General features: G+C 62.9%; 13 protein-coding genes. 5 read left to right on the top strand and 8 right to left on the bottom strand.

The genetic code is table 11. From position 1 onward, the window contains the following. The first annotated feature begins 45 nt into the window (after positions 1-45). The 4 genes from rnc to pdxJ all read left to right on the top strand — a co-directional run bounded on the left by rnc (position 46) and on the right by pdxJ (position 3,267). Positions 46-735 (top strand): ribonuclease III, encoded by a 690-nt coding sequence (rnc, locus tag KW568_RS23505; RefSeq protein ID WP_003252059.1) that lies wholly within the window; start codon positions 46-48, stop codon positions 733-735. Further along, positions 728-1,630, top strand: a complete 903-nt coding sequence (gene era / locus KW568_RS23500; protein WP_003252061.1) for a GTPase Era — start codon at positions 728-730, stop codon at positions 1,628-1,630. The genes rnc and era overlap by 8 nt, the downstream gene beginning before the upstream one ends. Positions 1,631-1,799: 169 nt before the next feature. After that, positions 1,800-2,483, top strand: a complete 684-nt coding sequence (gene recO / locus KW568_RS23495; RefSeq protein WP_087535436.1) for a DNA repair protein RecO — start codon at positions 1,800-1,802, stop codon at positions 2,481-2,483. Positions 2,484-2,544: 61 nt separating this feature from the next. Beyond that, positions 2,545-3,267 carry a pyridoxine 5'-phosphate synthase gene (gene pdxJ, locus KW568_RS23490; RefSeq protein ID WP_409077988.1) on the top strand — a complete coding sequence of 241 codons (723 nt, stop codon included), beginning with the start codon at positions 2,545-2,547 and terminating at the stop codon, positions 3,265-3,267. A 65-nt stretch (positions 3,268-3,332) separates the two neighbouring features. Here pdxJ and KW568_RS23485 read toward each other — a convergent pair whose 3' ends face one another. Both KW568_RS23485 and KW568_RS23480 read right to left on the bottom strand, forming a co-directional pair. Further along, a complete protein-coding gene (locus KW568_RS23485) occupies positions 3,333-4,715 on the bottom strand; it encodes a heavy metal sensor histidine kinase (RefSeq protein ID WP_259536944.1) in 1,383 nt (460 codons plus the stop codon). Further along, positions 4,712-5,386: a heavy metal response regulator transcription factor gene (locus tag KW568_RS23480; protein WP_003252070.1), complete on the bottom strand. Its 675-nt coding sequence runs from the start codon at positions 5,384-5,386 to the stop codon at positions 4,712-4,714. Before KW568_RS23480 ends, KW568_RS23485 begins: the two co-directional genes overlap by 4 nt. A gap of 310 nt (positions 5,387-5,696) precedes the next feature. Here KW568_RS23480 and KW568_RS23475 point away from each other — a divergent pair, with 310 nt between their 5' ends. Beyond that, positions 5,697-5,900 carry a hypothetical protein gene (locus KW568_RS23475; protein WP_003252072.1) on the top strand — a complete coding sequence of 68 codons (204 nt, stop codon included), beginning with the start codon at positions 5,697-5,699 and terminating at the stop codon, positions 5,898-5,900. Between the two features lie 69 nt (positions 5,901-5,969). Here the strand turns inward: KW568_RS23475 and cmoB are convergent, their stop codons facing one another. From cmoB to KW568_RS23445, 6 genes are all read right to left on the bottom strand, one after another. Further along, a complete protein-coding gene (gene cmoB / locus KW568_RS23470) occupies positions 5,970-6,926 on the bottom strand; it encodes a tRNA 5-methoxyuridine(34)/uridine 5-oxyacetic acid(34) synthase CmoB (RefSeq protein WP_054888638.1) in 957 nt (318 codons plus the stop codon). Beyond that, positions 6,923-7,666, bottom strand: a complete 744-nt coding sequence (gene cmoA, locus KW568_RS23465) for a carboxy-S-adenosyl-L-methionine synthase CmoA (RefSeq protein WP_004575434.1) — start codon at positions 7,664-7,666, stop codon at positions 6,923-6,925. The genes cmoB and cmoA overlap by 4 nt, the downstream gene beginning before the upstream one ends. 89 nt (positions 7,667-7,755) lie before the next feature. After that, complete coding sequence (locus tag KW568_RS23460) at positions 7,756-8,148, bottom strand: protease inhibitor I42 family protein (protein ID WP_087535435.1); 393 nt, start codon at positions 8,146-8,148, stop codon at positions 7,756-7,758. Between the two features lie 151 nt (positions 8,149-8,299). After that, the gene (gene lon, locus KW568_RS23455; RefSeq protein ID WP_012053599.1) at positions 8,300-10,717 is read right to left on the bottom strand and encodes an endopeptidase La; all 2,418 of its coding nucleotides are present in this window, start codon (positions 10,715-10,717) and stop codon (positions 8,300-8,302) included. 203 nt (positions 10,718-10,920) lie between these two features. Beyond that, the gene (locus KW568_RS23450) at positions 10,921-13,332 is read right to left on the bottom strand and encodes a glucose/quinate/shikimate family membrane-bound PQQ-dependent dehydrogenase (RefSeq protein WP_019752450.1); all 2,412 of its coding nucleotides are present in this window, start codon (positions 13,330-13,332) and stop codon (positions 10,921-10,923) included. A 30-nt stretch (positions 13,333-13,362) separates the two neighbouring features. After that, positions 13,363-14,697: a carbohydrate porin gene (locus KW568_RS23445; protein WP_003252108.1), complete on the bottom strand. Its 1,335-nt coding sequence runs from the start codon at positions 14,695-14,697 to the stop codon at positions 13,363-13,365. Positions 14,698-14,766: the final 69 nt, after the last annotated feature.

The following is a 14,766-nucleotide window of genomic DNA, read 5'->3' as shown; positions in this document are numbered from 1 at the left end:
GGATGTTGATTTGAACAACGCGTTGAACAACGATCGGGTGGCCGCATGAGTGCTTCCCTTGCCGGTCTGGAGCGAAAGCTCGGTTACACCTTCAAGAACCAGGACCAGATGCTCCTGGCACTGACCCATCGCAGTTACGCCGGGCGCAACAATGAGCGCCTGGAGTTCCTCGGTGACGCCATTCTCAACTTCGTTGCCGGCGAAGCGCTGTTCGAGCGTTTTCCGCAGGCTCGCGAAGGCCAGTTGTCGCGGCTGCGTGCGCGGTTGGTCAAGGGGGAGACCCTGGCCCGTCTGGCCCGTGGTTTTGATCTGGGCGATTACCTGCGCCTGGGTTCCGGAGAACTCAAGAGCGGCGGCTTTCGCCGCGAGTCGATCCTGGCCGACGCCCTGGAGGCACTGATTGGTGCCATCTACCTGGACGCTGACATGGACACCGCCCGGGAGCGCATTCTGGCCTGGCTGGCCGATGAGTTTGAAGGCCTGACACTGGTCGACACCAATAAAGATCCGAAAACCCGCCTGCAAGAGTTCCTGCAGTCGCGCAGCTGTGAGCTGCCGCGTTACGAAGTCGTGGATATCCAGGGTGAACCACACTGCCGGACCTTCTTCGTCGAATGCGAAGTGGTACTGCTGAACAACAAGAGCCGTGGTCAAGGCGTTAGCCGGCGTATTGCCGAGCAAGTCGCCGCCGCGTCTGCACTGATCGCCCTGGGCGTGGAGAATGGCAATGACTGATAGCAACCCGACCCGCTGCGGCTACGTAGCCATTGTTGGCCGTCCCAACGTCGGCAAGTCGACCCTGCTCAACCACATCCTGGGCCAGAAGCTGGCGATTACTTCGCGAAAGCCGCAGACCACCCGCCACAACATGCTCGGCATCAAGACCGAAGGTGATGTGCAGGCCATCTACGTCGATACCCCCGGTATGCACAAGGCCAACGACAAGGCCCTGAACCGTTACATGAACCGCAATGCCTCGGCGGCCCTCAAGGACGTCGACGTGGTGATCTTCGTGGTCGACCGTACCAAGTGGACCGACGAGGACCAACTGGTGCTGGAGCGCGTGCAATATGTCACCGGCCCGCTGATCATCGCGGTCAACAAGACCGACCGTATGGAAGAGAAAGCCGAGCTGATCCCGCACCTGCAGTGGCTGCAAGAGCAGCTGCCGAACGCCGAGGTGATGCCGATTTCCGCACAGCAGGGGCACAATCTCGAGGCGCTGGAAGCACAGATCGCCAAGCACCTGCCCGAGAACGATCATTTCTTCCCCGAAGACCAGATCACCGACCGTAGCAGCCGCTTCCTGGCCGCCGAACTGGTGCGCGAGAAGATCATGCGCCAGTTGGGTGCGGAGTTGCCGTACCAGATCACCGTGGAGATCGAAGAATTCAAGCAGCAGGGCCATGTGCTGCACATTCACGCGTTGATCCTGGTTGAACGCGATGGCCAGAAAAAAATCATCATTGGTGACAAGGGTGAGCGCATCAAGCGCATCGGTTCCGAGGCGCGCAAGGACATGGAAGTGCTGTTCGATTCCAAGGTCATGCTCAACCTGTGGGTCAAGGTAAAGGGCGGCTGGTCCGACGACGAGCGCGCCCTGCGTTCGCTGGGCTACGGCGACCTGTAAGCCGCGCGCTGGTCCCTGTAGGAGCGGCCTTTTGTCGCGATAGGGCTGCGCAGCAGCCCCGGCGATTTATGCTGCGAAGCTAAAAATCTGGGGCCGCTTTGCGGCCCTTTTCGCGACACAAGGCCGCTCCCACAAGGGCCAGTGCAACCCTCGGCGCGAGTGATTTTTAATGGAACAACCTGTCGGCCAGCCAGCCTACGTGCTGCACAGCCGTGCCTATAAGGAAACCAGCGCGCTGGTGGACTTTTTCACCCCGCAGGGCCGCATGCGCGCCGTGCTGCGTCGCGCGCGGGGTAAGGGCGGTAGCCTGGTGCGGCCGTTCGTCCTCCTGGAGCTAGAGCTGCGGGGGCGCGGCGAGCTGAAGAATGTCGGCCGCATGGACAGCAACGGCATCGCCGCCTGGCTGCATGGCGATGCGCTGTTCAGCGGGTTGTACCTGAATGAGTTGCTGATGCGGCTGCTGCCCGCCGAAGCACCGTTTCCGGCCATTTTCGAGCACTACACCCTGACCTTGCAGGCCCTGGCTGAAGGCCGCCCGCTGGAACCTCTGCTGCGTTCGTTCGAATGGCGGCTGCTTGATGAACTCGGGTATGCGTTTTCATTGCGCCAAGACGTCAACGACCAGCCGATCGCCGCCGACGGCCTGTATCGCCTGCGCGTGGATGCCGGCCTGGAGCGGGTCGAGCTGTTGCAGCCCGGCCTGTTTCGTGGGATCGAGTTGCTGGCCCTGGCTGAAGCCGACTGGGACGAACCCGGCGCCTTGCTCGCTGCAAAGCGGCTGATGCGCCAGGCACTGGCAGTTCACCTGGGGGTAAAACCGCTGGTCAGCCGGGAACTGTTTCGCAAGCGCTGATCAGGACGTATGCTGTTGGGCTCAATCTTCAGGAGAGCCTTTCGTGACTCACAGCAACCGCATGCTTCTTGGCGTCAACATCGACCACGTGGCGACCCTGCGCCAGGCCCGTGGCACGCGCTACCCTGACCCGGTCAAGGCTGCCCTGGACGCCGAGGAAGCAGGCGCCGATGGCATCACCGTGCACCTGCGTGAAGACCGCCGGCACATCCAGGAGCGTGACGTTGTGCTGCTCAAGGATGTGCTGCAGACCCGCATGAACTTCGAGATGGGCGTCACCGAAGAGATGATGGCCTTTGCCGAGAAAATTCGCCCGGCGCACATCTGCCTGGTACCCGAAACCCGTCAGGAGCTGACCACTGAAGGTGGCCTGGATGTGGCAGGGCAGGAAGCGCGGATCAAGGCTGCAGTCGAACGGCTGGCGCGTACCGGTGCCGAGGTGTCGCTGTTCATCGACGCCGACGAACGGCAGATCGAGGCCTCGCGTCGGGTTGGCGCACCGGCCATCGAGCTTCACACCGGCCGTTATGCCGATGCCGAAACCCCCACCGAAGTGGCTGAAGAGCTCCAGCGGATCGTCGAGGGTGTGGCGTTTGGCGTGGGGCATCGGCTGATCGTCAATGCGGGTCACGGGCTGCACTACCACAACGTCGAGGCGGTGGCGGCGATCAAGGGTATCAATGAGCTGAACATTGGCCATGCGCTGGTGGCGCATGCCTTGTTTGTCGGCTTCAAGGCTGCTGTGGCCGAGATGAAGGCGCTGATCGTGGCGGCTTCGCGCTGATTGTCGGCCGCCTGTACCGGCCTCTTCGCGGGCTTGCCCGCGAAGAGGCCGGTACAGGCGGCCGATCACTCGGCAGGAAACACCAGGGTAAACCGGGTTGGCCCCAGGGGGCTGCTGCTGACCTCGACCCGCCCGCCATGCAACTGCATGATCGACTTCACGATCGCCAACCCCAACCCGGTCCCGCCCTCCAGCCGCGAACGCCCCGAACCTACCCGGTAAAACCGCTCGAACAAGCGCGACTGGTGCTCTGCAGGCACACCCGGCCCCTGGTTCTCTACGGATAGCCTGACTTCGCTGCCCGAGCGTTCGATGCGCAGAGCCACGGGTTTACTCTCGGGACTGTGCCGTATGGCGTTGCTCAACAGGTTCGACAGTGCCCGCTGAAACATCAGCCGGTCTCCCAGCGCTGTCCCCCAGCCCTGAACACGTAGCTCAATTTCTTTCAGCTCGGCACTGTAGGCAAACAGCTCGACAACCCGCGCTGCCTCGTCGGACAGCGCCAAGGGTTTCAACGCAACCTGCGTATGCGGCTGGCTGACCTGGGCAAGAAACAGCATGTCGTTGATGATGCGGTTGAGCCGGGTCAGCTCTTCGATGGTGTCTTCAAGCACTTCCCGATAGTTGGCGTTGTCCCGCTCACGGGCCAGTGTCACCTGCGCCTTGCCCATGAGGTTGCTCAACGGTGTGCGCAGTTCATGGGCCAGGTCGTCAGAGAACTGCGACAGCTGCCTGACACCTTGGTCGAGTCGATCGAGCATCACGTTGATACTGCCGGCCAGGTCTGCCAGTTCCTGCGGCAGGGCGGTAGCGGGCAGGCGATGCTGCAGGTCCTGGGCCGACACCTGCCCGGCAATGCGCCGGAAGTGCCGCAATGGTTTCAGGCCGCGCTGCATCAGCCACCATGCCCCCGCACCAATCAAAACCAGTAGCAGTGGCAAGGCGAGCAACGTCGAGTGCAGGTAGGCTTGCAGCAGGGCGTTGTCGTCGGCGCGGTTGAGCGACATCATCACCTTGACAGGGGTGTTGTCGCGCAGGCGCATCAGCCGGGTAACGGTGAGGATCTGGTTACCGCCGCTGTCACGCCAGGCGTGAAAGGTCAGGCGCGCATCGGTGTGCAGTTCACCGACCCGCGATTCCAGGGCCGGGCCGAGGCTGAGCAGGTGGGGGTGGCGGCCGTCGAGAGCCAGCACACTGAGGCTTAGGTTGTCATGCCCCATCACCAGGTCCAGCAGTGGATGGGCGCGGCTGCCCAGGTCCTCGCTGCGCAGGTCGACACGCAGGTTGTGCTCGACCTGAAGCATCTTGCGCGCCAAATCCTTGCGCGCGCGGCTGTCCAGTTCGTGATCCAGGGCAAACACGGCCAGGCAGGCCAGCAGCAGCACCAGTGCGGCGCCCATCAATGTCACGCTCAGGCCCAGGCGTAACGACAGGCTGGCATTTTTCAAAGGCGAGCCTCAAGTACGTAGCCCACACCACGCAGGGTATGGATCAGCTTGTTGTCGAACGGGTCGTCGATCTTCGCCCGCAGGCGCCGGATCGAGACCTCGACCACGTTGGTGTCGCAGTCGAAGTTCATGTCCCACACCAGCGAGATGATCTGCGTGCGCGACAACACTTCGCCAGTCTGGCGCATTAGCAGGTGCAGCAGGGCGAACTCCTTGGCGGTCAGGTCGATGCGCTGCCCGGCGCGGTAGGCGCGGTGGCGGCCGGGGTCCAGTTCCAGGTCAGCGACGCGCAGGGTGCTGGGCTGCAGTTGCTGGTCGTTGCGGCGTAGCAGGCTGCGGATGCGCGCCAGTAGCTCAGGGAACTCAAAGGGCTTGAGCAGGTAGTCATCCGCGCCCAGGTCCAGGCCTTTTACCCGGTCGGCCAAGCGACCGTGGGCGGTCAGCATCATGATGCGCGTGGCCGATTCGGCACGTAGCCGCTGTAGCACGGTCCAGCCATCGATTTCGGGCAGGTTGACGTCGAGTATGACCAGGTCATAGGCCTGTTGGCGTGCCAGGTGCAGGCCGTCGGTGCCTGTGTGGGCGCAGTCGACCACGTAACCGTTCTCGCGAAGGCCCTGTTGCAGGTAGTCGGCGGTACGCAGCTCGTCCTCGATGATCAGTAGGCGCATGGGGGGCTCGGTGTATTGAAATGGGGCGATTCTTGACCCTGTAGTGACATCAGGGTCAAGCGCTCCAATGTTACGGCATGAAAAAAGGCCTGCGGTGCAGATAACGGATTTGTAATTCTGCTGTTATCTGGCTGTCTATTCGGGCCTCTTCGCGGGTAAACCCGCGCCTGTAGGAACGGGTTTAACCGCGAAGAGGTTCGAACAGTCCACACAAGGCCACATTGCAGGACTGTAATCCCCGCCTCACCTTGCCGTTAGCCAGCCCTCGCTAGGATGGCCGTGTCTGATCGGTTATTACGAGGCAAACACGATGAACCTGACCAAATACCTGCTGTTGGCCACCCTTGCCCTGGGCAGCGCCAGTGTTTATGCCGAGGGCGGTGCGGAGCGCTCGAAGCAGTTCTGGCAAGCCTTCCGCGAAGACCAGCAGCGTCTGCATGGCGACAAGCAACAGGCTGTTGCCGAGCGCGAGCGCAAGGCGCAAGAGAAGGCGCGTGAGGTGGCCAAGGATTGAGGTAACGACACCTGCGCCGCGACGGCTCCTCGCCGCAGGTGTATTCAGGCGCCCCTGCGGGCGCCTTTTTTATTTGCGCGCCAGCAGGGTGGCGCGGCGTGGGGCCGGCAGGCCTTCGACGGTCTTGCTGTGGTCGTTCGGGTCGAGGAAGTCGCTCAGCGACTGGTAGCGCATCCAATCGGTGCTGCGCTGCTCCTCGACGCTGGTCACGCTCACGTCGACGCAGCGCACATCGCTGAAGCCGGCACGGCGCAACCAGCGGGCCAACGCCGGTACCGACGGCAGGTACCAGACGTTGCGCATCTGCGCGTAGCGGTCCTCAGGCACCAGCACCTGGTTTTCGTCGCCCTCGATAACCAGCGTTTCCAGCACCAGCTCGCCACCTTTGACCAGGCATTCCTTGAGCGCCAACAGGTGCTCGATGGGCGAGCGGCGGTGATAGAACACGCCCATGGAAAACACGGTATCGAAACCTTCAAGGTTGGCGGGCAGGTCTTCCAGGGCGAACGGCAGGTGCCAGGCCGGTAACTCCGGCAGGTATTGCTGCACGGCCTGGAACTGGCAGAAGAACAGCCAGTTGGGGTCGACCCCAACCACCATGTCTGCGCCGGCGCCGAGCATGCGCCATTGGTAGTAGCCATTGCCACAGCCCACGTCGAGTACGCGTTTGCCTTTGAGGTCCAGGTGCGGGCCGACCCGCGACCACTTCCAGTCCGAACGCCATTCGGTGTCAACGTGCACGCCAAACAGGTCGAATGGCCCCTTGCGCCAGGGCGACAGGCCCATCAGTGCCTGGCGCATCTGCGCGCGGGTGGCGTCGTCGCAGTCGCAATCCAGACGCAACCCGTTGACCAGGTCGACTTCACTGGGTTGCAGGGCGGGCAGGGCTTCCAGCGCCCCGCGCCAGCGGTCGAGGTCACCGTGACCCTTTTCCAGCTTGGCGTCGAGTTGCGCTTGCAGGCCTTGCGACCAGGAAGCCAGGGGCGTGCCCGCCAGGCGGCGGACGAGGGGAGACAGATCGATCATGGCAGGGCTATCAACGAGGCGAAGTTAAGGCATTGGAACCAAGGCACCACTTTCGAGAAGCCGGCTGCGCGCAGGCGTTCCTGGTGGGTTTCGAGTGTATCGGGCTTCATCACGTTTTCGATGGCACTGCGCTTCTGGGCGATCTCCAGTTCGCTGTAGCCATTGGCCCGTTTGAAATCCAGGTGCAGTTCATTGAGCAGGTCCTGCGCTTGCTCATCGGCGAAGCGCAGCTTCTCCGACAGAATCAGCGCGCCGCCGGGCAGCAGCGCCTGGCGGATTCGCCCGAGCAGTTCAAGGCGCTGGTCAGGGGCAATGAACTGCAGGGTGAAATTCATCGCCACTACCGAGGCCGGCTCGAAGGGCAGGGCAAGGATATCGGCCTCCAGCACGTGCACCGGCAGCAACTCCTGGAACATCGAATCTTGTGCAGTGAGGTACTGCCGGCAGCGCTCGACCATGGCAGCGGAGTTATCCACCGCGATTACCCTGCAGCCGTCGCTGCGCACATGGCGACGCAGCGACTGGGTAACGGCGCCCAGCGATGCGCCCAGATCGTACAGTGCGGTGCCTGGCTGGGCGAACCGGGCGGCCAGAACCCCGAGGTTCTCGACAATGGTTGGGTAACCGGGCACCGAGCGCTTGATCATGTCCGGGAACACACGTACGACGTCTTCGTTGAAGACGAAGTCGGGCACCTGCTCCAGGGGTTGGGAGAAAAGGCGGTCGGGTTGTTTGCTCACGGCGAATCCAGGCGGCTGGTGATAGGCAGGGGGCGCATTCTAGCCAAACCGCAGCCGGGATGCATGGTTGGCTGACCAGCGCTGTGCGTTCAATTGACCCGAATGGCGCAATCGAAGGTCTGCACCGGGCGCACTTCCGGGGCCCAGGGTTGCTGGTAGACCAATACCAGGTTCCCTTCGCCGGCAGCGCGGGCCTGGAAGCGCCAGGTCGACATGCCCGAGCTGCCGACGATACCGGTGTCTTCAGGCGCGCTGTAAACCTCGGGGCCAAGGCTTTGCAATACGTTGGGCGCCGGGTTCTGTACCAGCCAGCGGTAGCCGGTGGTGGGGTTGCTGGGCAGGGTAAGCGTGAGGACCTGACCGACCTGCAGGCGCTTTGGGCATTCGCTTTCGGCGTCCAGGTCAACAGGCTGCGAGGGTTGTTGAGCGCAGGCAGAAAGCAGGGCGAAGCTCAGGGGAACGAGCAGACGAGGAGAGGTCATGGTGGCTCCGAAGGCTGGCGATGGCCTGAGGATAACCGATGATCGAGGACATTTGTGTTGCCTGTGCCGGCCCTTTCGCGAGTAAGCCCGCGCCTGCAGGGGTAGCGTACCCGTGCAGGTGCGGGCTTGCCCGCGAAGAGGCCGGTACAGGCTAGAACAGCACTTTCGCCACGTCGGCAAAGCGCTTGGCGAAATGCACTGTCAGGCCTTCGCGCAGGTAGTCCGGCAGTTCTTCGAAGTCGCCGCGGTTGGGCTCCGGCAGGATCAGTTCGAAAATCTTCTGCCGCCGCGCCGCAATCACCTTCTCGCGCACGCCGCCAATCGGCAGTACCTGGCCGGTGAGGGTCAGCTCGCCCGTCATGGCGACACCCTTTTTGGCAGGCTGGTCGCGGGCCAGTGAAAGCAACGCGCTGGCCATTGTGATGCCGGCACTGGGGCCGTCTTTGGGCGTGGCGCCTTCGGGTACGTGCAGGTGGATGAACGCTTCGTTGAAGAAACCAGGATCCCCGCCAAATTGCTTGAGGTTGGAGCTGATGTAGCTGTAGGCAATTTCGGCAGACTCCTTCATCACGTCACCCAGTTTGCCCGTCAGCTTGAAGCCGCGGTTGTGGGTGTGGATGCGGGTCGCCTCGATCGGCAGCGTGGCGCCGCCCATGCTGGTCCAGGCCAGGCCGGTGATAACGCCTTTGCCAGCCAGTACCTGCTCGCTGCGGAACACCGGTATGCCGAGTGCGGTCTCCAGGTCTTTGGTGCCGATCTTAAGTTTGGCGTCGGGGTTTTCCAGCAGCTTGACCACGGCCTTGCGCACCAGTTTGCCCAGTTGCTTCTCCAGCTGGCGCACACCGGCCTCGCGGGCATAACCGTCGATCACCAGGCGCAGTGCGCTGTCGCTGATGCTGAGGCTGGTCTTGGAAACGCCGGCCTTTTCCAGCTGCTTGGGCCACAGGTGGCGCTTGGCGATGGTCATTTTTTCTTCGGTGATATAGCCGGACAGGCGGATCACTTCCATGCGGTCGAGCAACGGCCCGGGTATCGAATCGAGGGTGTTGGCAGTGCACACGAACAGCACCTTGGACAAGTCCAGGCGCAGGTCGAGGTAGTGGTCGAGGAAGTCGACGTTTTGCTCGGGGTCGAGGGTTTCCAGCAACGCTGATGCCGGGTCACCCTGATAGCTCTGGCCCATCTTGTCGATTTCGTCGAGCATGATCACCGGGTTCATCACTTCGACGTCTTTCAGGGCCTGCACCAGCTTGCCGGGCTGGGCACCGATGTAGGTGCGGCGGTGGCCCTTGATCTCGGCTTCGTCACGCATGCCGCCGACGCTGAAGCGATAGAATGGCCGGCCGAGCGATTCGGCGATGGACTTGCCGATGCTGGTCTTGCCCACACCGGGCGGGCCCACCAACAGCACGATCGAGCCGCTGATCTCGCCTTTCCAGGCGCCCACGGCGAGGAACTCGAGGATGCGCTCCTTGATGTCGTCGAGGCCAGCGTGGTACTGGTCGAGGACTTTGCGCGCATGTTTGAGGTCGAGCTTGTCTTTGCCGTACACGCCCCACGGCAGGGCGGTGGCCCATTCCAGATAGTTGCGGGTGACGGCGTATTCGGGCGAGCCGGTTTCCAGGATGGCCAGTTTGCCCATCTCTTCATCAATGCGCTTGCGTGCCTGGGGCGGCAGGGTCTTGCCTTCCAGGCGCTGTTCGAACTGTTCGAGGTCGGCGCTGCGGTCGTCCTTGGTCAGCCCCAGCTCCTGCTGGATGACCTTGAGTTGTTCCTTGAGGAAGAACTCGCGCTGGTGCTCGCCGATCTGCCGGTTGACCTCGGCCGAAATCTCGTTCTGCAAGCGTGCGACTTCCACCTCTTTGCGCAGCATTGGCAGTACCTTTTCCATGCGTTTGAGCATGGGCACGCAGTCGAGCACTTCCTGCAACTGGTTGCCGGTGGCCGAGGTGAGCGCGGCGGCGAAGTCGGTGAGCGGCGAGGGGTCGTTGGGGCTGAAGCGGTTGAGGTAGTTCTTCAGCTCTTCGCTGTACAGCGGGTTGAGCGGCAGCAGCTCCTTGATCGCGTTGATCAGTGCCATACCGTAGGCTTTGACCTCGTCGGTCGGCTCGGCGGGCTGGCGCGGGTATTCGACTTCGACCAGGTAGGGCGGGCGGTGGTGCTTGAGCCAGTTGCGGATACGCACCCGGGACAGGCCCTGGGCGACGAACTGCAATTTGCCGTTTTCGCGGCTGGCATGGTGCACCTTGACCAGCGTGCCGTACTGCGGCAGTGCCGAGGTGTCGAAGTGGCGGTGGTCTTCTGGCGGGGTGTCCATGAAGAACAGCGCCAGGCAGTGGTCCGGTGACTTGGCCACCAGGTCGAGCGTTTCGGCCCAGGGTTCTTCATTGACGATGACCGGCAGTACCTGTGCCGGGAAGAACGGGCGGTTGTGGATCGGGATGACGTAGACCTTGTCCGGCAGCTGCTGGCCGGGCAGGGCGAGGGCGTGGCCGGTTTCGGCCTGGAGGGTGTGTTCGACTTCGCTGTGTTCGTCCGGGTGTTCCGGGAAATCCTGCTGGTCGCTCATGGGGCACCTGCGTGAATGACTATGGTGCTTAGATGGGGCGGGAGGGGATGGGTTTCAATGGTATGGGAGTGGCCTTGTGTCGCGATTGGGCTGCGCAGCAGCCCCAGCATCCATCCAGCATTCTAGAGCGTTGGGGCCGCTGCGCGAGCCAATCGCGACACAAGGCCGCTCCCACAGGGTTGAGCCTGCGGGAGCGGTGTCGCTTACTCAGCTAATTTGTAAGCGATGATGTAATCGCCCATCTTGGTGCCCAGCGAGCCATGGCCGCCGGCAGTCACCAGCACATATTGCTTGCCGTCCTTGCCGGTGTAGCTCATCGGCGTAGCCTGGCCACCCGCTGGCAGGCGTGCCTTCCACAATTCCTTGCCGTTGTTCACGTCATAGGCGCGCAGGTACTGGTCGAGCGTGCCGCTGAGGAAACCGACGCCACCGGCGGTGACGATCGAGCCACCCATGCTTGGCACGCCAACCGGCAGGCCGATCGGCACCGGAGTGCTGTCCCGGGTGGTGCCGTTCTTGTGTTTCCACACCACCTTGTTGGTGAACAGGTCGATGGCGGCGACGTAGCCCCAGGCGGGTGCCTGGCACGGTACGCCGAGCGGCGACATGAACGGGTGCATGGTCACTGCATACGGTGCACCGGTGTTCGGCTGCACGCCGCTGGTCTCGCTTTCGCGCTTGCTGCCTTCGGCAACCTGTTCACGCGGGACCATCTTCGACACGAACGCCATGTAGTTGGGCGAAGTGAACAGCAACTGGCGCACCGGGTCGACCGACACGCTGCCCCAGTTGAATACACCTACGTTGCCGGGGTAGACCAACGAACCTTGTTCGGATGGCGGGGTGTACTGGCCTTCGTAGCGCAGCTCGCGGAACTGGATGCGGCACAGCATCTGGTCGAAAGGCGTGGCGCCCCACATGGCCTGTTCGGTCAGCTCTGGGCCGAGCAGGTTGAGGTCGGAACGAGCCTGGGTTGGCGAGGTGTGGTCGCCTTCCACTGCGCCTTGTGGGGTGGGGATCTCGCGGATCGGCACGATTGGCGTACCGTCGCGGCGGTCGAGCACGTACAGGCTGCCTTGCTTGGTCGGTACGATGATCGCCGGTTTCACGCCATCGTCGGTTTTCAGGTGTACCAGGGTCGGCTGGCTGCCGACGTCCATGTCCCACAGGTCGTGATGGGTGAACTGATAGTTCCAGCGTGCCTTGCCGGTGGCCAGGTCAAGGGCGACCACGCCGGCACTGTACTTCTCGGCGCCTGGGGTGCGGTCGGCGCCCCACTGGTCCGGGGTCTGGTTGCCCAGCGGCAGGTAGATCATGCCAAGGTCTTCGTCGACGCTGGCGATTGACCACATGTTGGCCGAGTTGCGGCTATACATTTTGCCGGCAGCCAATGGCTTGGTGTCGTCCGGGTTGTTGCTGTCCCAGTTCCACACCAGGTGGCCGTCGTGCACGTCGTAGGCGCGGATCACCCCGGACGGCTCATTGGTCGACTCGTTGTCGGTGACGTGGCCACCGATGATCACCAGGTCACGGGTAATGGCAGCAGGCGAGGTGGAGTAATAGCCGCCGGCGGTGAACGGGCCAATGCCGGTGGTGAGGTCGATCACGCCCTGGTTGGCGAAACCTTCGCAGACCTTGCCGTTGTCGGCGTTGATGGCGATCAGGCGGGCATCTGCAGTCGGCAGGTAGAGACGACGCGGGCAGGCTTGGGCCACCGCCTGGCCTGCGTCGGTAATTTTCGGCGCCGGGCTGCCGTCGCGGCTGACGTAGCGGTTTTCGTCATAGTACGAGACGCCACGGCACGTCATGTGGGCAAAGCCTTTGAAGGTGCCGGTCGGGCTCTTGACCTGCGGGTCGTAGCGCCAGATTTCCGCGCCAGTGTCCGGGTCCAGCGCCAGCAGGCGGCTGTGCGCGGTGCAGGCGTACAGCATACCGTTGACCTTCAGCGGGGTGTTCTGGTTGGTCAGCTCCACCGGGTCGTTTTCGGTCGGCAGATCACCGGTGCGAATGCGCCAGGCCTCTTCCAGGCGGTAGGCGTTCTGCGGGGTGATCTGGTGCAGCGGCGAGTAGCGGTCGCCATGCTCGGTACGGCCGTAAGCCTGCCATTCGCCGTCGGGCATGGCCGGTGCGGCACTGGCCATTTCGCTGCTGTCGCGGCCCAGTTCGCCGAACACTTCACCGGGATGGGTGAACTGGCTGCCCAGCGCGCAAGCGCCCGAAGCGACCACTGCCAAGCCGAGCAGTGCAGTATTGGCTTTGCTGGCCGGGCCGATCAGCGGGCGACGTGCCCACGGAAGCAGCAGCACCACGCCGATGGCGAACCAGATGGCCAGACGGGGCACCAGTTGCCACCAGTCCAGGCCCACTTCGAGCAGGGCCCAAACGGTGCTGCCCAGCAGCACCAGGCCATACAGGCCCAGGGCGATCTGGCGTTGGGCCAGCAGCAGGATGCCCGAAAGGGCAAAGCCGATACCGGCGATCAGGTAGTACAGCGATCCGCCCAGCTGGCTCAGCTTGATACCGCCGGCCAGCAGGGCCAGGCCCATCAGCAACAGCAGCGCGCCAATCAGGCGCGGTAGCCAGCGGCTTCCTTGGTTCGCACCTTCAGTGCTCATCGTAGGTTCTCCGTCAGGTCAAAAAAGGGGTTAGAAACTGCTCTGGATCTTCAGGCCGCCGATCAGGGCGCCATCCACCTGCGACACTCCGCCCGGGTGGCGGATGTACTGCAGGTTGGGGCGTACCGTGAGCCAGTCGGCCAAATGGATGCCGTAGTACAGCTCGGCGCTGTACTCGGTGTCCTGCACGGGCAGGAAGCCTGGGTTGTCGTAGTCGTAGAGGCCGGCGGCCTGGTTGGCCAGGCGGGCGTTCTTGCGATAGGCAGGGTTGACGTGCACGCGGGCCAGGGCGAAACCGATGTCGTCCTTGGCGCGGGCATCGAAGGGCCCTTTGAATACCAGTCCTGCCTGCACATAGTTGTCGATGGCATTGGTCTTCTTGTCATGCACGGTGGCGTTGGTGAACACGCTCAAGCCGCGTGACTGGTCGGACGCCAGCGAGGTGACCTGCTGCTGGGCGCCAATCCACAAGCCGTGCTTGCTCGAGCTGCTGCGGTAGGCGGCGCCGCTGATGGCGGCCGGCTGACCGTTGCTGTCCTTGAGAACATCTTGTGCCTTGGCATTACTGTAGTAGTAGCCGGCACGATATTCCCCTTTCAAGCCTTGGATACGTGGGGTCCATACCAGTTCGAACGGCATTACCGCACCTTGGGTGCCGCTGCCGCTGAGCTTGAAACCATTGCCAGATTCAAGGTTGGAAGGGTTCTGCTCGAAGACGCCGACCTGTGCGTACAGCTCAGGGGTAAGGTTGTAGCGCACGCGCAGGGCCCACTGGCTGACTGGCCAGTTGTACCAGATGCCACCTACCCAGTTGCCCACCTGCGAGCCGCAGAAGGCCAGGTTCTGGAAGTCGCAAGGGAAGCTGTTGAAGTCCTCGCCTTCACCGAAGCGGCCGAATTTCACATCCAGCGCACCGTCGAAGTACTTCTGCTTGATCCACATCTGCGTCAATCGCCAGGTTTCGCCGCGGCCCCAGACTTCCTGGGCGGAGGTGAAGCCGCCGACACGCGGGTCGTTGATGCGGTCGTTGCTGATGTTGTCGCCGTGACGCTCGGTGACGGTCAGCTGGAGTTCGGTGTCGTGCCAGCCGAGGATCTTGTCCAGGTCCAGGTGGCTGCCAAAGGTGAACTGGTCGCTGTAGCGCGCGGTGCGGTCGTGGTCGTAGCCGCCGTGCAGGTTGCTGCCCATCTCGCCGGTGTAGCCAAGGGTAAAGTCGTAGCCCTTTTCCAGCAGTTCGCTGCGGGTTCCACCCCAGTCGCCGAGCATCCACGGGGAGTCGCTGGCGAACATTTCGCTGGCGCTGGCGGGGGTTGCCAAGGCACTGAGGGCGAGGCCGATGTAACAGGTTTTAGGCAGTTGGAACATGAGATAGCGCTATCTTTTGATTATTGAAAAAACGGCAAGCGCATCGAAGGGCGAGCCCCTCAATGGATA

The sequence above is a fragment of the Pseudomonas sp. HD6515 genome, from assembly GCF_024971855.1.
GTDB lineage: Bacteria > Pseudomonadota > Gammaproteobacteria > Pseudomonadales > Pseudomonadaceae > Aquipseudomonas > Aquipseudomonas alloputida.
The sequence above is the reverse complement of the archived record's forward strand: the minus strand, read 5'-3'. Positions and strand labels throughout refer to the sequence as shown.

Coding starts and splice junctions, on each gene's coding strand:
- rnc (WP_003252059.1), top strand. CDS start 46: ATGAGTGCTTCCCTTGCCGGTCTGGAGCGAAAGCTCGGTTACACCTTC.
- era (WP_003252061.1), top strand. CDS start 728: ATGACTGATAGCAACCCGACCCGCTGCGGCTACGTAGCCATTGTTGGC.
- recO (WP_087535436.1), top strand. CDS start 1,800: ATGGAACAACCTGTCGGCCAGCCAGCCTACGTGCTGCACAGCCGTGCC.
- pdxJ (WP_409077988.1), top strand. CDS start 2,545: ATGCTTCTTGGCGTCAACATCGACCACGTGGCGACCCTGCGCCAGGCC.
- KW568_RS23480 (WP_003252070.1), bottom strand. CDS start 5,386: ATGCGCCTACTGATCATCGAGGACGAGCTGCGTACCGCCGACTACCTG.
- KW568_RS23475 (WP_003252072.1), top strand. CDS start 5,697: ATGAACCTGACCAAATACCTGCTGTTGGCCACCCTTGCCCTGGGCAGC.
- cmoB (WP_054888638.1), bottom strand. CDS start 6,926: ATGATCGATCTGTCTCCCCTCGTCCGCCGCCTGGCGGGCACGCCCCTG.
- KW568_RS23460 (WP_087535435.1), bottom strand. CDS start 8,148: ATGACCTCTCCTCGTCTGCTCGTTCCCCTGAGCTTCGCCCTGCTTTCT.
- lon (WP_012053599.1), bottom strand. CDS start 10,717: ATGAGCGACCAGCAGGATTTCCCGGAACACCCGGACGAACACAGCGAA.
- KW568_RS23450 (WP_019752450.1), bottom strand. CDS start 13,332: ATGAGCACTGAAGGTGCGAACCAAGGAAGCCGCTGGCTACCGCGCCTG.
- KW568_RS23445 (WP_003252108.1), bottom strand. CDS start 14,697: ATGTTCCAACTGCCTAAAACCTGTTACATCGGCCTCGCCCTCAGTGCC.